Source organism: Peptacetobacter sp. (assembly GCF_029264495.1).
In the GTDB taxonomy this organism is placed as follows: domain Bacteria; phylum Bacillota; class Clostridia; order Peptostreptococcales; family Peptostreptococcaceae; genus Peptacetobacter.
In genome coordinates this window covers 1-21,909 of the sequence record NZ_JARIBH010000047.1, presented here as the reverse complement: position 1 = coordinate 21,909, position 21,909 = coordinate 1, and the positions used below count along the sequence as shown (strand labels likewise).

At 25.7% G+C, this 21,909-nt stretch carries 18 protein-coding genes and 1 other annotated feature; of the genes, 2 read left to right on the top strand and 16 right to left on the bottom strand.

Going from position 1 to position 21,909, the window contains the following annotated elements; all coding sequences use genetic code 11:
• Both Q1J78_RS04805 and Q1J78_RS04800 read right to left on the bottom strand, forming a co-directional pair.
• Nucleotides 1-296, bottom strand: a 296-nt coding sequence (locus tag Q1J78_RS04805) for a rubredoxin-like domain-containing protein (RefSeq protein ID WP_300279396.1), incomplete at its 3' end; no start/stop codon positions are given.
• A 256-nt stretch (nucleotides 297-552) separates the two neighbouring features.
• Nucleotides 553-1,440 carry a DMT family transporter gene (locus tag Q1J78_RS04800; protein ID WP_300279393.1) on the bottom strand — a complete coding sequence of 296 codons (888 nt, stop codon included), beginning with the start codon at nucleotides 1,438-1,440 and terminating at the stop codon, nucleotides 553-555.
• A 261-nt stretch (nucleotides 1,441-1,701) separates the two neighbouring features.
• Between Q1J78_RS04800 and Q1J78_RS04795 the strand changes: the two genes are divergently transcribed.
• Nucleotides 1,702-2,370 carry a TetR/AcrR family transcriptional regulator gene (locus Q1J78_RS04795; RefSeq protein ID WP_300279389.1) on the top strand — a complete coding sequence of 223 codons (669 nt, stop codon included), beginning with the start codon at nucleotides 1,702-1,704 and terminating at the stop codon, nucleotides 2,368-2,370.
• A gap of 119 nt (nucleotides 2,371-2,489) precedes the next feature.
• Here the strand turns inward: Q1J78_RS04795 and tyrS are convergent, their stop codons facing one another.
• Together tyrS and Q1J78_RS04785 are read right to left on the bottom strand one after the other, a co-directional pair.
• Nucleotides 2,490-3,704, bottom strand: coding sequence for a tyrosine--tRNA ligase (gene tyrS / locus Q1J78_RS04790; RefSeq protein WP_300279386.1), 1,215 nt, complete (start codon nucleotides 3,702-3,704; stop codon nucleotides 2,490-2,492).
• Nucleotides 3,705-3,747: 43 nt separating this feature from the next.
• Nucleotides 3,748-3,986, bottom strand: a binding site (T-box leader).
• Nucleotides 3,987-4,048: 62 nt separating this feature from the next.
• Complete coding sequence (locus Q1J78_RS04785) at nucleotides 4,049-5,056, bottom strand: YybS family protein (RefSeq protein ID WP_300279383.1); 1,008 nt, start codon at nucleotides 5,054-5,056, stop codon at nucleotides 4,049-4,051.
• Between the two features lie 193 nt (nucleotides 5,057-5,249).
• On the opposite strand from Q1J78_RS04785, the gene Q1J78_RS04780 reads away from it, so the two are divergent.
• Nucleotides 5,250-5,963, top strand: coding sequence for a GNAT family N-acetyltransferase (locus Q1J78_RS04780; RefSeq protein WP_300279380.1), 714 nt, complete (start codon nucleotides 5,250-5,252; stop codon nucleotides 5,961-5,963).
• A gap of 62 nt (nucleotides 5,964-6,025) precedes the next feature.
• Here the strand turns inward: Q1J78_RS04780 and Q1J78_RS04775 are convergent, their stop codons facing one another.
• The 12 genes from Q1J78_RS04775 to Q1J78_RS04720 all read right to left on the bottom strand — a co-directional run bounded on the left by Q1J78_RS04775 (nucleotide 6,026) and on the right by Q1J78_RS04720 (nucleotide 21,903).
• On the bottom strand, nucleotides 6,026-7,264 hold the full coding sequence (locus Q1J78_RS04775; RefSeq protein WP_300279377.1) for a hypothetical protein: 1,239 nt from the start codon (nucleotides 7,262-7,264) through the stop codon (nucleotides 6,026-6,028).
• 221 nt (nucleotides 7,265-7,485) lie between these two features.
• A complete protein-coding gene (locus Q1J78_RS04770) occupies nucleotides 7,486-8,874 on the bottom strand; it encodes a L,D-transpeptidase family protein (RefSeq protein WP_300279374.1) in 1,389 nt (462 codons plus the stop codon).
• Between the two features lie 286 nt (nucleotides 8,875-9,160).
• Complete coding sequence (locus tag Q1J78_RS04765; RefSeq protein ID WP_300279371.1) at nucleotides 9,161-10,588, bottom strand: HAMP domain-containing sensor histidine kinase; 1,428 nt, start codon at nucleotides 10,586-10,588, stop codon at nucleotides 9,161-9,163.
• Nucleotides 10,589-11,287, bottom strand: coding sequence for a cell wall metabolism DNA-binding response regulator WalR (walR, locus tag Q1J78_RS04760; protein WP_300279368.1), 699 nt, complete (start codon nucleotides 11,285-11,287; stop codon nucleotides 10,589-10,591). It abuts the gene before it with no gap.
• Nucleotides 11,288-11,311: 24 nt separating this feature from the next.
• Nucleotides 11,312-12,730, bottom strand: coding sequence for a hypothetical protein (locus Q1J78_RS04755; RefSeq protein ID WP_300279365.1), 1,419 nt, complete (start codon nucleotides 12,728-12,730; stop codon nucleotides 11,312-11,314).
• 11 nt (nucleotides 12,731-12,741) lie between these two features.
• Nucleotides 12,742-13,902: a THUMP domain-containing class I SAM-dependent RNA methyltransferase gene (locus Q1J78_RS04750; RefSeq protein ID WP_300279362.1), complete on the bottom strand. Its 1,161-nt coding sequence runs from the start codon at nucleotides 13,900-13,902 to the stop codon at nucleotides 12,742-12,744.
• A 242-nt stretch (nucleotides 13,903-14,144) separates the two neighbouring features.
• Entirely contained in the window at nucleotides 14,145-15,176 is a 1,032-nt protein-coding gene (locus Q1J78_RS04745; RefSeq protein ID WP_300279359.1) for an ABC transporter permease subunit, read from the bottom strand.
• Nucleotides 15,158-16,219, bottom strand: coding sequence for an ABC transporter permease subunit (locus Q1J78_RS04740; RefSeq protein ID WP_300279356.1), 1,062 nt, complete (start codon nucleotides 16,217-16,219; stop codon nucleotides 15,158-15,160). Before Q1J78_RS04740 ends, Q1J78_RS04745 begins: the two co-directional genes overlap by 19 nt.
• Complete coding sequence (locus Q1J78_RS04735; RefSeq protein ID WP_300279353.1) at nucleotides 16,212-17,789, bottom strand: sugar ABC transporter ATP-binding protein; 1,578 nt, start codon at nucleotides 17,787-17,789, stop codon at nucleotides 16,212-16,214. Before Q1J78_RS04735 ends, Q1J78_RS04740 begins: the two co-directional genes overlap by 8 nt.
• Nucleotides 17,790-17,888: 99 nt before the next feature.
• On the bottom strand, nucleotides 17,889-19,016 hold the full coding sequence (locus Q1J78_RS04730) for a DUF3798 domain-containing protein (protein WP_300279350.1): 1,128 nt from the start codon (nucleotides 19,014-19,016) through the stop codon (nucleotides 17,889-17,891).
• Nucleotides 19,017-19,225: 209 nt separating this feature from the next.
• Nucleotides 19,226-21,220 carry a fructose-1,6-bisphosphatase gene (locus Q1J78_RS04725; protein ID WP_330683216.1) on the bottom strand — a complete coding sequence of 665 codons (1,995 nt, stop codon included), beginning with the start codon at nucleotides 21,218-21,220 and terminating at the stop codon, nucleotides 19,226-19,228.
• A 257-nt stretch (nucleotides 21,221-21,477) separates the two neighbouring features.
• Complete coding sequence (locus Q1J78_RS04720) at nucleotides 21,478-21,903, bottom strand: CBS domain-containing protein (RefSeq protein WP_300279398.1); 426 nt, start codon at nucleotides 21,901-21,903, stop codon at nucleotides 21,478-21,480.
• Between the last annotated feature and the right edge of the window lie 6 nt (nucleotides 21,904-21,909).

The following is a 21,909-nucleotide window of genomic DNA, read 5'->3' as shown; positions in this document are numbered from 1 at the left end:
AATGCTATTCTTTTGTAAGCTTCTGCTACTTCTGGATATCCTTCTCTATCTGCCTGTCTTGACATTGCTAAGTACATTCCTACTTCTGTACATTCTCCAGTGAAGTTTGCTCTTAATCCTTCTACTACTTCTTCATCTACACCTTTAGCAACACCTATTCTATGTTCGTCAGCCCAAACTCTATCTCCAGCCATTTCTTCAAATTTATCTGCTCCAACTTTACATACTGGACATTCTTCTGGTGCAGTTTCTCCTTCATGTATATATCCACATACTGTACAAACCCATTTTTTCATAATCTTAATCCTCCATAAATTTTAATTTTTTATTTTATTCTTATTTAATTGATTTTTACTTGAAAATTACATCTCGTATATTATATATATACCCTGCTTTATCTTTTCTAAACATCTTTTTTTATTTTTTTTATTTTTTCTCAATTAAGATGTTTAAAATATGTTGTAATAGACTTTAATTAAATCAATCTTTTTTTATTTTTTTATTACTATGTTCTTATATATACCCTCGAAATATACCTTTAAACAAAGAAATTTATTTTTTTTCTATATTTTTAAAAAAAGGTATAAATGATAATTTTGTTTCAGCTGTTATTACCGACATAAATATTATTATACTCCCTACAATCATTCTTACTGTTACAGGTTCTCCTAATATTATTATAGATAAAATAGTACCAAACACTGCTTCTGTAGAAAGTATTATTGCAACTCTTGTTCCATCGACCATTTTTGAACAGATTGTCTGTAATAAGAAACAAATTGTTGTACTAAATAAAGATAAATATATTATTCCCATATAACCTGATAATTCTGCATTTAATCTAGCCTCTCCTATAATGATTTGAACTATAAAAGATAAAATAAATGCTACATCAAACTGAATAGCAGTAAGAACAATAGGATTATGATTTTTTACAAATTCGCTCGTAAAGAAAATCTGAAATGCAAATCCAAATGCACATAATAATGTAAGAACATCACCAAAATTGATAGTAAAATCTGCACTAAGAGATAAAACTGCGATTCCTATTATAGCTAAAAAACTACTTGCCACTCCAAACTTATCCAGTTTTCTTTTATAAAGAGCTAACCCTATAAAAGGAACTATAACTACATTTACTGATGTTATAAAAGCATTTTTAGATGGCGTAGTATAATTTAGACCTAGTGTTTGTAAAAAGAATCCTAAAAATAAACATACTCCTAATATAATTCCTACTTTAATAGTTCCTCTTGTAATATTGTTTTTTATTTGTTTGAAAAATATCATATTTAACAATACTGCTGATATAAAAAATCTTAAAGTCATTATTTGTGAAGTTGTAAGACCACCATCTAACGCAGCTTGTGTTGCAACAAAACCGCCTCCCCATATAATTGCGACTATAAAAAGACCTATTTCACCAATGTGTTTTTTCAAAAATATCCCTCCATTTTCTCAAATTCATAACAGTCTTAATATCTAATTTAATATAAAAAAAATTTTTTGTAAATATATTTTGTAATTTTATTTTACTTTTATGCTTTTTATAAAAGAATTTAATTTAAATTTTTAGATATTTGAAGTCACTGTTTTTTTATAGTTTTTTCTATTTAATTTCATATCCCTCTGTTATAATGAGAACAGTTAAAAAATTAATAATTTAATAAGCGATATTATTAAATCTTTAGGAGGATTTTTATGAACAGATATAAAAAAGGACTTAACACTTGCAACTATATAGTAGAAGAATCTAAAAAATTATTCTACCTTAAAGGATATTCAAAAACGACTATACAGGAAATTTGTGATAATACTAATATAACTTTAGGTAATTTTACATATTATTTTAAAACTAAACAAGACTTATTAAAAAGAGTCTACTTAGATTATTTAAAAGAGATAGAGAATTTTGTTATAGAAAATTCAGAAGAATATCCAAATTTATTTGATAAATATTTATTATCATGTATTATTTTTAATAATAATTTATTTGCAGACAAAAATATTTCTAACTTCAATTACAGTATAATAAAAAATGATTCTCTTTATAATGATATATTCCTTAGTATTCCTAGTGAAGAGATAAAACTTGCTTATGGAAATATAAATGAGAATATAAGTAGAAGAGAATTAAAACTTCTTTATCTTTCTGATTTAGGTACTAGAAAAGAACTTACAAAATACTTTGTAGAAAATGAAGAGTTATTTGAATCACCACTTGATTTTTCTGCTAATTTAGCTGAAATAATTTCTAGAATATATAAATTTGAAAATATTAATATAAACGAAAAATTCTTAAAAAATAGTGATTTATTAGAAAAAATAAAAAATAATGGAATTTATTTACTTACTCCAACAAATAAATAACAATATATAACTAAAAAGGGTTAAACTAATAGAATTTAGTTTAGCCCTTTTTATTATTTACTATAGAATTATAAGACTACTTATAATAATCTTTCCTATATTATATAGATAGTTTTAAATTATTTTACTACTATTTTTATAAATTTCTTTTTACCTATCTGTATTACTAGTTCTTCAGCTGCTTCAACAGAATTTAAGTCATTAATTTTTTCTCCGTTAACTTTCACTCCACCCTGTTTAGCAAGTCTTCTTATTTCACTTTTACTTGGAACTAATTTATTTTCAACAGCTATTCCTGCAATATCAAGGTTTTCTGCATCTACTTCAACAGTTAATATATCATCTGGTATATTACCTTTTTGGAATACACTTTTGAATCTATTTTCTGCTTCCTGTGCTTTTTCTTCTCCATGATATAAAGTTACTATTTCTTTAGCTAATCCCATTTTTATATCTCTAGGATTTGCTCCATTTTCCATTTTTTCTTCTATTTCAGCTACTACATCAGGATGTACATCTGTAACTAAATTATAGTATTTTATTATTAATTCATCAGGAATTTCCATAGCTTTTTGGTACATAAGTCCAGCTTCTTCATCTATACCTATGTAGTTTCCTAATGATTTAGACATTTTGTTTACTCCATCAAGACCTTCTAATAGAGGCATCATTATTACTACCTGTGATTCTTTTCCAAATTCTCTTTGTAAAGATCTTCCCATTAAAAGATTAAATCTTTGATCTGTACCACCAAGTTCTATATCAGAATCTATTGCTATAGAGTCATAAGCCTGCATTAATGGGTAGAAGAATTCATGTACTGATATTGGCATTTGACCTTCATATCTTTTTTTGAAATCTTCTCTTTCTAACATTCTTGCAACTGTTATTGTAGCTGCTAATTTTATTACTTCTTCAAAGTTTAATTTTCCTAACCATTCACTATTATATCTAACTATAGTTTTTTCTTTATCTAAAACTTTAAATATCTGTTCTTGATAAGTTTTTGCATTTTCTAATACTTGTTCAGTTGTTAATGCTTTTCTAGTTTTTGATTTACCAGTTGGATCTCCTATTTTACCAGTAAAATCTCCTATTATTATTACTATCTGATGACCTAAGTCCTGAAGTTGTTTCATTTTTCTAAGAACAACAGTATGACCTAGATGTATATCTGGTGCACTTGGATCAAGACCAAGTTTTATTGTAAGTGGTTTGTTCTCTTTCTGTGCTTTTGATAATTTTTCTTTAAGGTCTTTTTCATCTATTAGACTATCTACACCCTTCATTACTATTTTCATCTGTTCATCTACAGATAATTTAGATATGCTCATAATTTTACCTCCTAAATTTTAATAAAAAAACTCCCGCCCTAATAAAAAGGACGGGAGATATCTCTCGTGTTACCACCTTAATTTTACGAATACTTCACAGTAATTCGACTCATTGTGTCAATTAAATACACTGCATTATAACGTATGCAAAACGTCATATCCTACTATCTTCAGATATGCAACTCCAAAATGTACTTCAGATAAAATAAATTACCTCATTTCAGCAACCTGAGGCTCTCTGTAAATTTATATAAATCCTACTCTTTTCTTCATAGTTTTTATAAATTAGTTTAAATATTTTATATCACTTTTTACATATACATCTATAATATATTTGTTTTTAACTATTTTGTCAATAGCATATCAATTTTTTTAATATACTCTTCCCTAAGTCCATATTTAGAATCCAATGTCATAAAGAATAATATGGAAATTGCAGAAGCTATCCAGAAATAAGATAATAGTATAAATAAGTATACTATAGTAAATAATCGTACGTTAGACATACTTTTACCTCTCATAAGCATATATCCTTGTATTCCTGCTATAGAATCTCTTATTAAAAAATACATACTTGTGTAGAAGAAACAGTGCATTATAGTGTCTATATATGCAATATTTGTACTTATTTTATATTTATTTAATAGCATAAATGTCATAGCATATATTGTCATTATATAAAATAGATTTCTAGAACAATAAACTAATCTAGAATAAGTTCTAAAATGTCTAATCATATCGTATTTTTTCTTAGATTCACCTTTTAATACATTTATTCTATTTCCTACAAATAAGCCAACTATATATACTCCAACAACTGTTCCAAGAGGTATCAATGTTATTGAAAGATAAAATACTGTTTCAAAATAACTTTTTATAAATTCTGCTGGATATTTGTTAAATTCAGGAACATTTTTCATAATCATTTTTGCCATATATGAAGTAGTTTCTTTAAAATCAGTTATAAAACTATATCCTATCAATTTAGAAGCATATATATCTACAAATATAATTATTATTGTCCCTATAACAGTACCTAAAAGTAAATCATCAATTATAGTTGTTTTTTTCTCAGAAAGTATTCCACACATTATTCCAAGTATAATACCTTGGCTTGCCCATATCGCTGTTCCAGGATTTCCAAGTATTGCAAATACTATAGTTAATCCTGATATAGCAGATAGTAAAGTATATTTTGAACCACATTTTAAATATATTATAAAATAAAATAATGGAACAATATAATCTAAGTAAACTCCATATCCTATTCCACTTCCAACAGATATTATAGTTACAACAATAAATATTGCTGTTAATAATGATGCCTGTGTAAGTTCTTTTGTTTTATTCAATCTATGTTCCCCCCTTAAACTCTAATTAATTATCATATTTAAATTTTAAACATAGTAGATAGTATAACATTAATATATACATTTTTTCTAGTGAAAATTTCATTTTATCTCCATAATATTTTAAATATTAACAATAAATTTTTAATATGATATAATTTAAAATAAATTTTATTTTTTAATAAGGAGTGATATATTGATTGGAGCAAATTTATTTGATAAATTAGATAAAAATGATTTAGAGAAAATAGACGTTTTTAAAAACAATTTTTATAATTTATTTCCTTATGACTATCCTTATATAGATTTTAATAATTTAAAGGATATTAAGGTAATTATGGAAAATAGCAATCCTAAAGATTACAAAAAGTATCCTCTTCCTAAAGGTTTTTCTATTGTTATGTACAAAAATGGTTATGAATATGATTGGGCGAGAATACAAACAGAGTTAAAACAATTTAATACAATAGAAGATGCTTTAATCTGTTTTTCTAATACTTTTTTAAATGGTAGTGAAGATGTATATAAAAAATGTTTCTTTATTCAAGATGGAAATGGTAAAAACGTAGCGACTGCTTCTATTTGGGACGGTAATCATTTTGGAAAAACGATGCAGAGAATACATTGGGTTGCTGTTTCTAAAAAATATCAAAATATTGGACTTGGAAAATCCCTTGTATCAACTGCTCTTGATTTATTCAATAGTTTATATTCGTCAAATTACATATATTTGACATCTCAAATTTCTAGCTATAAAGCTTTAAATATTTATTCGCAATTCGGATTTAAACCTTATCTTTCAAATATGCCTAAAAATTTTGGAATGGACTCTGATACATTCCAAAGAAATTCAGAATATGCTTGGAAATTAATAAGTGCATTTTCAAATAAAAATTATCTTTCTTTATAATTAATTGTAAAAAAAGAGGTAATAAAATATTACCTCTTTTCTATGACATTATATTCTAAATTTTATTCAGTTAAGACTATACCATTATTTATATAGATGTATTTTTCAACTTCTCCTTCATCTAACTCTTCATTTATAACTTGTTTATCTATTCTAACTTTTTTATTTTTTAAAAATCCATTTTTTATTATCTTTCCTTTTTCATCTAATATTGAATAGTATGTTCTATTATTTCCTTCTATAACAAAAGTTTCACTTAAATCTTTACCTAATCTATATGTACCAGATTTTTTATTATCATCATTTTCCATATCCAATTCAACTTCATTTGATTTGTACAATATTCCATTTTTAATTTTTACATTATCTCCATTATATAATGTAACATAATAATTTCTATTCACTGGCTCAAATATCTTTTCTTTATCTTCTTTTCTTATTATATCTATACTAGATGAAAAATTACCTTCATTTTTGACAAAAATGTACTCTCCCGCAGGTATATCTTTTCCAACAACAATATCTTCTTTTTCTATTTTACTTACTTTTTCCTTTGGAACTAAATATTTTAATGGAACTACTTTTTTATATTCAGAGTAATCTATATAAGGTTCTTCATACTCTACTTTTTCACTTACATTATTACTATCTTCATCTTGTCTATCAAAAAATATTAGTGATGTTATTGCTGCAACAATATTGATGACTATATTAATAGATATTATTATTGCTATTACTTTAAATATTTTTGAAAATACTGATTTATTTTCTTTTTTATCTTTTTTATAATTTTTATAATTATTATTTCTACTATTTTTACTATTAGAATATTTTTCATTCATATTTTGTAATAGTTTTTTATTCATATTTTTATTATTTTGATTAGATTCATTAATACTTTCTTTTATGTTATCGTATTCCTTTTTTATAGCATCTATAGCTTCATCTGGATTCAATCCTGTATTTTTAACAACCCAATCTCTAATAGGATTGAGTTTATCAAGATTATTATCAATATTTGTGTTATTAGTATTGTTTCTATGTACTTCATTTTCATCTATTGTTTCTTTATAGTTTTTATCGTAGTTTTCTTTTATATTATATTGTGTATTTTTATTGTAATTTTTTCTTTTTTCTAAGTGACCTTTTTCTTTAATCTTTTTTTCACTCATCGATTTCATATATTTTGAAAAAATACTTCCTTTATTCTCATAGCTATAATCTATAGCTGGATCTTTTTTTCTATCTTGTTTAGACTCATAATCTACAAAGTTAATTTCTTCTCTATAGTTCTTTTTCATATAGGTCACCTCCATATAATACTTTTTATTAATTTATTTTAACATACTATTCTATGTATATGATAGTAACAATTTTGAAATTTTTTGATTTTTTAAAATAATCTTGTAATTTGTATTTTTATTATAAGCTATCAAATAGTTTTTAATCAATATTTATGTTCTTTGTAATGAATTTAATAAAAAAAAGAGCAGATTTCTGCTCTTTTCATTATTTTTATAATCTAATATAAAATTATTGGTGTTCCAGGTTCAATAGTTTGATATACAGTAGCAGCTCCTCCATAAGGGCAGTTTACACATCCATGTGATCCACTACTTCTATATATTCCACCACCGAAAGATCCTCTCCATGTAGCATCATGTAATCCTATATTTCCATTAAACGGCATCCAGTAATTTACATGTGATCTATAATTCCGTCCTGTTAAATAAGTATTTCTAGTTTTATAATTTAAAGGATATATTCCTCCAGGAGTACCATGTCCTTTACTAACATTACCTGTTACAACAGGGAAACTAGTCACTAATTTTCCATCTCTATAGTACCATAAATACTGTCCACCTAAGCTTATTTCAACATAAGTTTTTCCTATATCATCTTTTGTACGATAAAGTGCTTTTTGAGAATACACAGGTTCTCTTGTTACACTTTTACCTGCTTCTAATACTTTTGTAAGTTCATCTGCTTCTTTTTCTTTATCTATTAACCATCCATAAGAACCACCATAGATAGTTATTTCTTTTCCTGAAGATGCTTTGAATTTTCTTGGATCTCCATAAGTACTATATTGTCTACTTAATCCTCTTAAAAGCTCTATCATTCTATCTCTATCTATGCTTATATCATATTTTCCTTCTGTATCACATTTTAAAAGCTGTGCTATTTCATATCCTGAAAATACTTCTTTTCTATCTTCAAAATCATAAGTAACTTTCATTTTTACTTTTTTATTTAATTTTTCTACAGCTTTAGCTAAATCTGAATTATCTTCTTTATTTTTTGGCTGTTCATAAAAATCAGCAACATTTATAGCTTGATTTCCTGTTGATATAGATTTTTTTATTTCTTTATATAATTCTTCTTTTTTTACTTTATTACCGTATACTTCTGGTCTTATTTCATAAGAATTTGTTTTTCTACTGTATTCAGGGTATGCACTTTTTGGTTCTATAACATAGTTTTTATCAAATAATTTAAATGAATTATATTTATCTTTTAATTTTGCTTCATTGTATTTAACAATATCTATATTGTAATTTTTATCTTTAAATATTCCAACTATCCAACCAAAAGAACTTTGGCTATCTTTTATTTTTTGTATCTGCCCATTATCATGGAAAGTAAAATCTATATCTTTTGCTGATATACTAAACTTATTATTTCTTTTATCTGTCATTGTAAGTTTGTAATCACTAGAAACTTTTCCGAATATATCTTCCACTTCTTGTACCGTTTTTCCTGAGCAACTTTCTCCATTTATTTTAGTTCCAAAATAAAAATGATTGGTAAAGAATACTGATAAACCTATGTATATTATAGCTACTATTGCAGCTATTATTATGGCTATTTTTTGTTTTGAAATATTTTTTATTTCTTTATCTTGCACCATATACACTTCCTCTCATAAAATTTTTATCACATTCTGACATACTAGGTAAAATTTAAATCAAAATAAATTCACACTCTTATTATAACTCAATTTATTTTTACATTCCATATTTTAATAAATAAGATTGTTTACAATTCCGTTAATATTTTTTATTTTATAAATTTTATCTGCATACACCCTCAGTACCTTTTATAATAACACAAATTTTACAATCCAACCACTTTATTTATCAATAAAAAAAGAAAAGACTTATCTTAAAAATAGTCTTTTCTTTTCATTTTATATACTAACTTTTTGTTAATTTATTTTTTAGAGTAAATGTTATAGAAGTTCCTACGTTCTTTTTACTTTCTATACTCATACTTCCTCCATGTAATTTTACTATTTCATTACTTATAGCAAGACCTAAACCACTTCCTGCCTTATTGTAATCTTCTTGGAAGAATTTATCAAATACTCTTTCTAAGTTTTCACTATCTATTCCCGAACCATTATCAGTAACAGATATTACTGTCATTTCACTATCTTGACTTACTGTTATTTTTACAAACCCTTCAAAATCAGTGAATTTCAGTGAATTTTGTACTAAGTTTATTAAAACTTGTCTTAATCTATTTTTATCACCTTGAATATTTTTAATATTATCTGACTCAAATTCGAATAAAAGTCTAATATTTTTTTCTGCTGCTTTTACTTTTAATTGATTTACAACTCCTATAACTAAATTTTCTATATCCACAGAGTTTATTACAAGTTTTATTCTTTGAGATGACAGTCTTGAGAAATCTAATAATTCTTCAACTAAGTTTATAAGTCTTTCTGTTTCATCTTGAATTATTCCAAGTCCCATATCTAACTCATCCTTGCTTATTCCCTCATAACCTAAAGTCTCACTCCAACCTTTTATAGATGTAAGTGGTGTTCTAAGTTCATGAGAAACAGACGATATAAACTCATTTTTTAATTTTTCATTTTTATCTATTTCTATAGCCATTTTTTCAAATGTTTCCGCCAACTCTCCAATTTCATCATCTACAATTTTATTGCTTTCTATTTTAACATTGTAATTTCCACAAGATAATTCATTTGCAAATTTCTTTAATTCTGTAAGAGGTGTTATTAAACTTTCTGCAAATTTTAAACTAATTGCTATTGCTATAATTAATATTATTACACCCATAACAACAAGCCATGCCATAAGTTTTATTATTTCTCTATCCACAGCATCTAATGATACAGTATATCTAACAGCACCTTCAACAATGTTATTTACTTTTATAGGAACAGAAATACTCATTACATGCTCATCTGTAGAAGAAATTTTATATGTATATGGAGTTAAATTTTTACCATTTTCTAAAGCTCTATTGACATCGACAAAATTCATTTTTTTACAAGTTTTAAATCCGTATTGATCTAAAATCATATTTTTATCGTTGTCTATTATCGATATTCCATATTTTGTATTTTTATCATTCATCTGCTTTTCATAAATACTATTTACTTTATCTTCGAAAGATACAGATTCCATCGAAACAGTATTATATGAGCCATTTATATATTCTACTCTAGATTCTAAAGTTTGTCTTACAGAATTATAATAATAATTTTGTACATAAGACATGAATAGACCTTCAAAAAGTGCTACTACTATTATAATTATTACAAAATAATTTTTAATTATTTTTTTTCTTAAACCTTCAAAGTGTAACATTTAGTCTTCCTTTCTAAAACAATAACCATATCCCCAAATAGTTTGTATATACTTAGGTTTTGAAGGATCATCTTCTATCTTATTTCTTATTCTTCTTATATTTACATCGACTATTTTAAAATCGTATAAATAGTTTGTTCCCCATACTTCTTCAAGTATTTTTTCTCTACTTAAAGACTGTTTTGCATTTGACATTAAATATTTTACAATAGAAAATTCAGTAGGAGTTAATTCTATTTCTTCTCCATTTTTGTATAGTTTTCTTTTATCTACATCTAATAAAAATGGATCTAAATCTATTGCAGCATTTTTAAATGCATTACTTTCTTTTTTAACTCTTCTTATAAGTGCTGATACCCTCACCATTAATTCTTTTATACTAAATGGTTTTACTATATAATCATCTGCACCTGCCATAAATCCTTCTATTTTATCTTCTTCCTGTGATTTTGCTGTAAGCATTATTATCCCAACTTTATCGTATTTTGCTCTTATATATTTGCAAACTTCTATTCCACTCATATCGGGTAACATCACATCTAATAAAGCTATTGTTATATCATCTTCAGAATCTATTTTTTCTATTGCTTCTTGTCCCGTTCCTGCCTCTATTATTTCATAACCTTCTCTTTTTAAATTTATGCTAACAAAACTTCTTATACCTATTTCATCTTCAAGAACTAGTATCTTTTCTTTCATCAATTTATACTCCTTTCTTTATATTTATTTTTCATATGCACTTGAAAAACATTTTTTTAAGTCTGATTCGTTTACATTATATTTTTTCATTAGTTTTTTATCATTTACTAGCATATAATATATATAATCTTCATTATCTAATATTTGTATTGGTGTTTTTGCTTTATTTAATCCTTGTTTATCATCTATATTTCCAACTTTGGGTTTAACTACTATAGTAAACATAACGTTTGATTTTCCTGTATTTTTATCAGTTATTTTAAATTTGATAATTACTTTATCACTTTCATATCTTTGTTCTGTACTAAGTACAGTATATAAATTTTTAGGAATACAGAATTTAAAATTATATTGATAGTTGTAATATCTTTGTGCAATTACATACATATTAGAATCATTATTAAGTTTTCCATCCCATTGATAGTAAGTTATATATGCATATGCTTTATCTATAAATGAAGAACTGTTAGCTGATATAGATGGTATATCTATTATATTGTCATTATTTATATCTGATATAGGAACATAGTATGCTTTTTGCATATTTGGAGATTTACAACTTGCTACAGTTATAAATTTACTATCCTTTATCATCAATACTTCTGTACCGACAATACCTTCTTTTCCTATTGGTAAATCTAAAATTAGACCTTTTTCTTGACTAGATATATTTCCAACAGATAAATACGCCTCCGAAATTCCATTTACATCTGTTATAGTTTTTACATCTTTAACTACAACATTTTCTTTATTAAACTTAAGTAAACTTACTTTTAAATCTCTATTATTCGGATTGTATCCTAAAATAACCATATCTAGACTATTATCTTCATCTATATAGCTTATTTTTATTTTTTTATTTTCAATACCTTGTACTGTATTTGTATTATCTTCACCTTTTTCAATTACGGTATTTTTATTAAATACATCATTAAGCCGATATTTAAGTTCTACTTTATTATTTTTAAATGAATATACCTTTATTTTAGATATTCCTTCTGGATTTTTATACTGCATTATTATTTCTTTATGTCCATCTATATCTAAATCATAAAAATCTGCATATTCTATTTTATCGCCTTTTTCAAGAATCATACCATCTTCTAAAAAAGAATAACTGTCATTTTCTTCTTTAAGAACTAAAAAACCAACTTTGCTATCAGAGTTTATTTTTTCTTTCTTTTGGAAAGCAACTATTTCATTTTTTCCATCTTCATCTAAATCTACATAATTTATTTTTCCAGTTTCTTTTACATTTTCTGGAAATACAAGATTAACATTTTGATAAAGAATTTTTGATATTCCTGTATTTAAAAGGGCTTTTTCTTCATTATAATTTGGTTTTGTAAGTAATTTTTCTGGAGATTTTGTACTTGTACTACATCCAGTTGTCATTATCAATATAAATAATAATGGTAGTATAAGTTTAATTATTTTCTTCATCTAATACCCCCTTATTTTTCGTCAATTTTCTCTTTTCTAGGTGGTTTTGGACCTGGATACTGATAAAGATATGTTTTTAACATCCCATTATAAAGTTTTCTTTTTTTAGTAGCTTGCTGACCAAATTCATATTCAAATTCTTCAAAAGAAGTAATTAAATAATAAGACCAATTTTTTAATCTTCTAAATGCATAGCCTAATTCTTTGTAAAGAAGTTTTACTGTATCTTGACTTTCAAGTCTTTCTCCATAAGGTGGATTTGTTACTATAAATCCGTATTCTTCTTCGCTTTTGAATTCAGTAGCATCTGCAACATTAAATTCTATATAATCAGCTACTCCTGCTATTTCTGCATTTTCCTTTGCTATTTCTATACTTTCAGGATCTATATCATATCCGTATATTTTAAAATCTAAATCTTCATTCATTAGATCAAATGCTTCTCTTCTAGTATCCCACCATATTTTTTTATCTATAGATCTCCATTTTTCAGATATAAATTCTCTATTAAGTCCTGGAGCCATATTTAATCCCATCATTGCAGCTTCAATAAGTATTGTTCCTGAACCACACATAGGATCTACTAAAGTTCTTCCCGGTCTCCAAGGAGTTAAATACATTATTCCTGCTGCAAGTGTTTCTCTTATTGGAGCTTTATTTGCTTTTTCTCTATATCCCCTTTTATGAAGTGCATCTCCTGTAGTGTCTATTGATAAAGTAACTTTATCTTTGTGTATGAAAACATAAATAGGATATTTTTCTTTATCTTCTTTTAATCTTCCATCTTCAAGATAAGATCTTTTTAATTTATCAACTATTGCTTTTTTTACTATCGACTGTACATCTGGTGTACTGTGTAGTTTTGATTTTATAGATGATGCTCTTGATACAGGGAATTGTGCTCCATATGGTATATATTTTGCCCAATTTATTCTTTTTGTATTTTCATAAAGCTCATCAAATGTTCTTGCTTCAAATTCTGCTACTTTTAAATTTACTCTTTCTGCACATCTAAGCCACATATTAGCTTTTGCAATTCCGTATTCATCAGTTTTATATGTAACTCTACCGTCTTCAGTTTTTTCTATTTCAAACCCTAAATTTTTAATTTCTGTTGCCAACATTTTTTCCATTCCAAAAAAACATGGCGATATAAGTGTATATTTTTTCATAGTCCCTCCAATTTATCATTAATATATATAATTATATCACTAATCTTACATTTTCATAAGAGTATATATTAATCTCTATTAAATAACTCTTTTTAACTATAATTTAAAAATGTATTTAGTTTATTTTTATTTTATTTTTATATTTTATATTACTTTTATAAAAAAATAAAGTCATAGAAAATCGTAGTTGAATATAAATTCAATATAACTTTAAGAAATTTTCCTATGACTTTTAGTATATATTAAGAGAGTTCCTCTTCTTTTTCGTTATAAATATTTATCATTAAAGATATTATTATAGTAGAATATGCAACAAAACTTCTAAAATATTCTCCTATAGCTACATTGCTAAACAATACCTTTCCTGCCATTGGAGATACTATAAACATAGTATGGAATAAAATTACTCCTAAAAATACATTTTTTAAACTAGCTTTGTTTAAAGTTGCACCACCAGCAAGTATAGATGCACAAGCAAATACATCTACATTTAGGTGGCCTGTATAAACATTTATACTTCCTATATTTAAAATGAACATCATTTGACTAGCAGATGCTAACATTGTAGATACCACTATTGCATATCTTCTCATTTTATCGACGTCTATACCCAAAGAATAAGCATTATTCATATTATCGCCAATTGCTTTTAACTTAACTCCAAATTGTGTTCCCATAAGATATTTAGTTATAAATGTCGCAACTACTATAAATACTATCGGTATATATGGATTTTCTACTATAACTTCTTTTAATGGCATAAGGTCTATCATAGTTTGAACGCCTATACCTGTTGATAACATTATGCTTGGATTATGTGGTTTTATTATAGTCCCATATCCTGCTAAAAACACTAGTGTATATATACTAGTTCCTAATAGTCCTATTACTATACTAGTTATCATTTCCCTTCCTTTTGCTTTATTAAGTATATATCCAATTATATTTCCACATATAAAAGCTATAATCTGAGCTAGTACAAATACAGAAATAACTCCAATCGCTCCATCTATCTGTCTATCAATTATTATTATTGCTGCAAAATGTGTGCAAAGAGCACCGATTATTATAGAAAAATTTATTCCCATTCCTGCCATTATAGGTATTAAAAGAGCTATTATCATAATAGTATTTCTAATTATTCTTCTATAAAGTTCATTTGCTAAAAAATTAAGGCCTACTCCAGAAATCATAATCATAGAAATACACATTATTATAAATATTATAGGCACTATGTTTGTTTTTATAAATGATTTTATTTTTTCTTTTTCCATAATCCCTTTTCTCCTCCTTCACATATAAATGCATAAAGTATTATTCCATTACTAACAATCATTCTTAATGTTTCTGCAAGTTCTGGCATAAGTAAAGAATTTGCTATCGGTATAGATAGTAAATAAGTTGTTTGGAATAAATATGTACCTATTATAGCATGTATTACTTTTGTTTCTTTTCTAGATGCACCACCTATTAAAATTGCTGATATTGCAGAGAATGAAAAACTAAGTGGAGAATCATATAATTGTACAAACCCATAACTTTGAGTATAGACACATATACCTATTCCTGCAATTACTGTTGAAAGTATAATTGCTATAGTTCTATATTTATTTATATTTACACCAGATAATTCAGCAAATTTTTCATTTTCTGATATAACTTCCATAGTTTTTCCAGATTTAGTCTTGAAATAGAACATTACAAAAGCTGTTATTACAGCAACAAAAATAAGTAATCCTAGAGGTATTACGATATCTCCAATTTTTATTTTTAGGAAATTATCTAAGATTTTATCATAAAATAATTCCAGAGAAATTTTAGGTCTAAGACCTTGTCCTCCTATAGGATAAAGCATCATTCTATTTTTAAAAGGAGCTATTGTCCAGAATATATTCATTATAAATACAAATGAATATCCACAAAACATTCCTATTACATCTTCTTTTCCTTTTAGTCTATTTAATATTTTAGAATACAAAAATCCAAATATTATTCCTATAAATATAGTAACTATAATCGCAAGCATAAAACCTGCTACTCCTGCAACTTTAAATTCAATAGATATACACATTCCTATAAGTCCTGCTATTATACCTATAGCCATACCAAAATTCATTCCAATTCCGCATTTAAGCATAGGAATTAATGAAAGGACTAATATAAAATTCATTCCAAACTTTATAAGAGAATCATTAAAAATTGATGGAACTGATATATTTATTTTTGATATAAATAAAAGCATAAATAAAAGATATACAGTTATTATTATTTGAGGAGCTTTCATTTTGGGAAGTTTTATATTTTTAAATTTATTCATATTTTTTTCTCCTTTTCCCTGATATTGCAAGACTATATACTTCATCATCTTCTTCTGGAGATAGTATATCAAATATCTTACCTTCATACATTACTATTACTCTGTCACAAATTCTTTTTAATTCTTCTATCTCACTAGATGCCATTACTATAGTTGTATTTTTTTGTTTATTTATCTTTACTAAAGTATCTAGTATTATTTCTTTTGAAAATATATCAATCCCTCTAGTAGGCTCACTTACAAATAATACCTGTGGTTCTGTTATTACAGACCTTGCTATACAAATTTTTTGTTGGTTTCCTCCACTAAGTTCTCTTACCTTTTGACTTGAAGAACTGCATTTTATATTATATTCTTTTATAGACTCTTTTACTGTAGATTTTATCGCTTTTTTATCTAATATTGAAAGACCTTTTAATTTTGGATATTTTAAAAATTTACCTTTACTGTAACAAGATGTAAAAATTATATTATCAGTAACATCACTTTCAAGTAAAAGTCCTCTTTCTTTCCTTTCATCAGGAACCATTATAATTCCATTTTCTATTATTTTATCTGTTTTTGTGTTAGTTATATTTTCCCCTTTATAAATTATCTCTCCACTAGTTTTATAAATTCCCATAACAGCATATGAAATGTCTGTATGTCCATGACCTGCAAGACTTGTTATCCCTAGGATTTCACCTTTTTTGATTTCCATATCAACATTTGAAATACCATTATTTTTACCTAGAACAGATATATTTTTAAGTTCTAAAATATTTTCAGATTTTAAATTAGTCTGTCTATCTTTATTTACTGTTTTATTTACTTTTTTACCAATCATATCTATAGCTATTTTTTCTACATCAAAATCTTTTTTTTGATAATTAGCAACAACTTCACCATCTCTAAAAATTGTTACCTCATCGCAAAGTTCTACAACTTCATCAAGTCTATGAGATATAAATATTATAGAAATTCCTTTGTCTTTTAAAGATTTTATTATTTTCATAAACATTTCAGTGTCTTCTTTATTTAAAGATGCAGTAGGTTCATCTAAGAATAATACTTTTAAATTTCTATTACTAACTTCTCTAGCTATTTCTATAAATTGTTTTAAACTTACATTTAAATTTTTTATAGACATATTTACATCTATATCTATTCCCATTTCTTTTAATACTTCTCTAGCTTCTTTCTCATTCTTTTCTTTATCTATATACAAAAAATCTTTTTTTGTATTTTTATCTTTTACACCTAAAAAATTATTACTATTTATCTTTATATTTGATGCAATATCTAAATTATTTACAAGGGCAAATTCTTGATAAACTTTTCCCATACCGAGTTCTATTGCTTCTTTTGTAGTATTAATATCTATTTCTTTTCCATCAAATATTATTTTTCCTTCATATCCTCCTGTTTTGTATATATTTTTATCTTGGAATAATACATTTAGAAAAGTACTTTTTCCAGATCCATTTGCTCCTACAATTCCATGTATTTCGCCTTTTTTTAAATGAAAATTTACATTTTTAAATGCATAAATACCAGAAAATTGCTTACTAAGATTAACTGTCTTTATCATAAATGCTCCTTTTATTATTCTTATATTTATTAAAATTTAGTTTTATAATTTAAAAAACCCAAGAAAAATACTTCTTGGGCTTTTCCTATTTTTATTTTATTAATATACTATCTGATCCATTACCATTACTTGGTAGTTATCTGTATTATCTTTTAATTTTTCAAATTGAGTATCTATACCAAATTTATCTTTAGCAAATTTTTTAAGATATTCTGAATTTGCAACATCTTCTTTTGTTAATCCTTTTGATACCATTTCCATAGCTAATTCTGTTGCATACTCAGGTAAAAATACAGTCATAGGCATAGGCCATCCACCTAATCTACCCTTCATACCTTTTGCATCTACTTTTTCAGATATCATTTTATTCATTTTATCATAGTTTTGAGAATCTTTATCTGCTATTTCAAGATTTAATACTGTTGGATATGCTTGTGTTGGAGTTGGACAACATTGTTCAGCTACACAATATTTAAGTTCTAAAGCTTTACCTAATATAACTTCATACATTCCACAATTAGAGCCAAATATATTTGTATTAGGTCCATATTTTTCTATCTGTCTTGGAATATCTTCACTTAAAAATTGTTGCATTGCTGCTGGTCCTTGACCTGTTTGAGGGTCTGGAGTTATAACTTCCACAAATTTTAACCCTTCTCTTTTACAAGTTTCTCTCATTTTATCTCTTCTTACAGCTACTGATTCTTTTGAAAGATGTGTTGGGAAAGAATAATGTATAAATGTTTTACATCCCATTTTTTTAGCTAAAGTTACAATTGTTTCTCCTCTTTTTGCCCAGTTTGCATCAAGATTTACATCTACATATTTGCTCATCATGTCTGGGTCATCCCATATTGGAGCTGTTATTGTTATTATATCTGGTCTTTTTTCTTTAACTTGCTGTAGAGCTGGTAAAAGTCCTGATTGACCTGAAACCACAACAATTGCTTTTATTTGTTCGTCATCAGCTAAACTTACTATCTGACTTATAGCTGTTTCCATTTCTGTATTAAAGTTTTCTGGTAATGTAACATGTTCTACACGACCTTTGTACTTTTTAACCATTTCTTCTGCACCACGATATTCATCTTCACTTACTGAAAGTGTTGGTGTTACTATTCCTACTTTAAAATCATCATTACTAGATGCTGAATTATTATTCGAACATCCAACAACTCCTATTGCTAAACATAGAGCCAATGTTAGAGCTAATAATTTTTTTCTCATTAATAGAATCCTCCTGAAATATTTAATATTTACTTGTTATTTTATTACATTAAAATTTTAACATATAATCTATACTTTTATCATAGTTTAAAACTATATAAAAATAGAAATTAACTATATAAATATTTTTTATTCTACTAAGTTAGCTTTTGAAAATTGTATTTCTTCATTTAATGTATAATAATTTTTCTATACGTCTACTTTATTTATTATACATTATATTTTTGTTTTATTAAACCTTTTTGATACGCTTTAAGTAACATTTTTAGCTCATATATTTCATTTTGCATTCTTTTACCTTCATCAGTATCTTTTACTAACTTTCTTTCTGTTTTATGCTCTACTACAACAGTAGTTGATATTATATCATTTTCATCACAAATTGCTTCTTCCATAGAACTAAATGGTTGATGCGATACAAGTTGCATTGTCTTTGAATTATAGATTAAAGTATATCCTGCAATACCTGTTTTATTTTGATAAGCTTTTGAAAAACCTCCATCTATTACAAGTATTTTCCCATTTGCTTTTATTGGACTTTCTCCACTTTTTGATTTGACAGGTACATGACCATTTATTATATGTGAATCCTTTATATCTAAATCAAATTCATCAAAAATCTTTTTGCAAATTTCTTCATCTTCTCTCAATGTATAGTACATATTTTTTTCTTCAACATGAGTTTCTTTCTCTGCTATAAAATATCTTTCAAATGTTGTCATATCGTATTTTCCAAATAAAGATGAGCATTTTCCAGTCCACATATACCACATTATATCTTGACCATATTGTTTATCCTTATCTGAATCTTTAGATATAAATCCTTCCCTAGCTATATTTTCCATTTGTATCATAAGTTCTTTTCCAGAATATTCTTTTCCTTTTAATTTCATAGACATAAAATTACCATTTTTATCTATTGGGATACAAGCATGTATAAGAAGATTTGAGTTTACTTTTAGGAAAATACTCCCTTTAGAGAATAAAAATTCTACATGTCTTTGCAGTTTATCACTAGTCCTAAATGATCTTGTAACCTTTTCTATAACATCTTTTTCTTTATCAGTTAATTTATATGGATTTTTAGGGTCTATTGTAGGAAAGTTTGTATCTTTTAATTTATATTCTTTTCCTTTTAAATTTATTGTTCCTTTTTCATAATCTATCATATTTAATAATAGTCTGTGATTCATTTCAAATTCAGGTCTTCTTTTAATTACTTCTCCCTCTAACTTAAATTGTATAATACTTATAGCTTTATGCATTTTTGCCATTAATGTTTTTTCTGTTGTAGACACTTCACTATCATTTATTTTTGGCATAAATTCAAGACATGGATCATCTCCATATGTTTCTATTGCAAAAGTTGCTAAAGGTAGTAAATTTATTCCGTATATATCTTCAACTACATCTAAATTTGCATATCTCGCTGATATTCTAAGAGCATTTGCAACACAAGTTTTTTCTCCTGAAGCTGCTCCCATCCATAAAATATCATGATTTCCCCATTGAATATCCACACAATGATGTTGCATCAATTTATCTACTATAATATCTGGTCTTGGACCTCTATCATATATATCACCTATTATATGCAATCTATCAACAACTAATTTTTGTATTAATTCTGATATAGCTATTATAAAATCTTTTGCTCTATCTGTTTCTATTATTGTTTCTATTATACTTTTATAATATTTTTCTTTATGTTCACTGTTCATATGTTCATGCAATAATTCTTCTATTATATATTTGAAATCATCTGGAAGTAGTTTTCTTACTTTTGATCTTGTATATTTGCTAGAAGCATATTTACATAATTTTATAAGTCTATACATATTTATTCTATAGAAATCATCTATATTTTCTACATTTTTTTCTATATATTCTAGTTTTTGCTCTGGATAATATACTAATGTCGCTAATTTTTTCTTTTCAGACTCCATTAAATCTCCATCAAATAATTCATCTATTTTTCTCTTTATTACACCAGAACCGTTTTTCAGAACATGGACAAAAGGTTCATATTCTCCATGTATATCTGTGATAAAGTGTTCTGTTCCTTTAGGAAGGTTTAGAATCGCTTCTAAATTAATTATTTCTGTACTAGCCTTTGATATATTAGGATAAAGCTTTGAAAGTAGCTTTAAGTAATCCATTTTTTCATATAACTCATTATCAGATATGTTGTCTATTTTTTTCATTTTACCCTCCATTTAAAACTTTATTTTACATTATTATATCATACTTTTAAACTTTTATTCTATATATAGTATATCATTATTTTTCATTAGCGTATTTAATTGAGAATGTATAGTCTTTAACAGATTCATATTATAAACTTTATTTATTTATTTTTAGATTTTTATTTTTTATTTATTATATGTATGATATATTTTTGTAATAAAAAAATAGAGCTTGAAGCTCTATCTAATAATTTTAACTTATTTAATTATTTAATTTAAGATAATTCATCTTCATAATCTATTTTAGAATTTTTAAAATAATATTCTATTATATCTCTTCTTTTGACAATCCCTATAAATACATCATCGTCATCTACAACTGGTATAAAGTTTTGATTTAAAAGTTTTAATATAAGGTCTTCTATATTTTTATTAATATTTACTGTTAAATTTTCAACTCTTCTATCTATGCTCATTACAGAAATTTCTTCCATAGCTTTTATATCAAATTTACCATCTTTTTTTATTTTCCAAAGGATATCACCTTCTGTTATTGTTCCTTTGTATTTTCCATCTTGACTTAGTATAGGAACTGCTGAATATTTGTAATAATCCATTTTTTCCATAACTTGTCTTATTGAATCATCTTCGTATACATATGCCACATCTGTTTTTGGAGTTAAAAAGAATAATACGTTCATATACAA

Coding starts and splice junctions, on each gene's coding strand:
- Q1J78_RS04795 (WP_300279389.1), top strand. CDS start 1,702: ATGAACAGATATAAAAAAGGACTTAACACTTGCAACTATATAGTAGAA.
- tyrS (WP_300279386.1), bottom strand. CDS start 3,704: ATGAGCATATCTAAATTATCTGTAGATGAACAGATGAAAATAGTAATG.
- Q1J78_RS04775 (WP_300279377.1), bottom strand. CDS start 7,264: ATGAAAAAGAACTATAGAGAAGAAATTAACTTTGTAGATTATGAGTCT.
- Q1J78_RS04770 (WP_300279374.1), bottom strand. CDS start 8,874: ATGGTGCAAGATAAAGAAATAAAAAATATTTCAAAACAAAAAATAGCC.
- Q1J78_RS04765 (WP_300279371.1), bottom strand. CDS start 10,588: ATGTTACACTTTGAAGGTTTAAGAAAAAAAATAATTAAAAATTATTTT.
- walR (WP_300279368.1), bottom strand. CDS start 11,287: ATGAAAGAAAAGATACTAGTTCTTGAAGATGAAATAGGTATAAGAAGT.
- Q1J78_RS04755 (WP_300279365.1), bottom strand. CDS start 12,730: ATGAAGAAAATAATTAAACTTATACTACCATTATTATTTATATTGATA.
- Q1J78_RS04750 (WP_300279362.1), bottom strand. CDS start 13,902: ATGAAAAAATATACACTTATATCGCCATGTTTTTTTGGAATGGAAAAA.
- Q1J78_RS04745 (WP_300279359.1), bottom strand. CDS start 15,176: ATGGAAAAAGAAAAAATAAAATCATTTATAAAAACAAACATAGTGCCT.
- Q1J78_RS04740 (WP_300279356.1), bottom strand. CDS start 16,219: ATGAATAAATTTAAAAATATAAAACTTCCCAAAATGAAAGCTCCTCAA.
- Q1J78_RS04735 (WP_300279353.1), bottom strand. CDS start 17,789: ATGATAAAGACAGTTAATCTTAGTAAGCAATTTTCTGGTATTTATGCA.
- Q1J78_RS04730 (WP_300279350.1), bottom strand. CDS start 19,016: ATGAGAAAAAAATTATTAGCTCTAACATTGGCTCTATGTTTAGCAATA.
- Q1J78_RS04725 (WP_330683216.1), bottom strand. CDS start 21,220: ATGAAAAAAATAGACAACATATCTGATAATGAGTTATATGAAAAAATG.
- Q1J78_RS04720 (WP_300279398.1), bottom strand. CDS start 21,903: ATGAACGTATTATTCTTTTTAACTCCAAAAACAGATGTGGCATATGTA.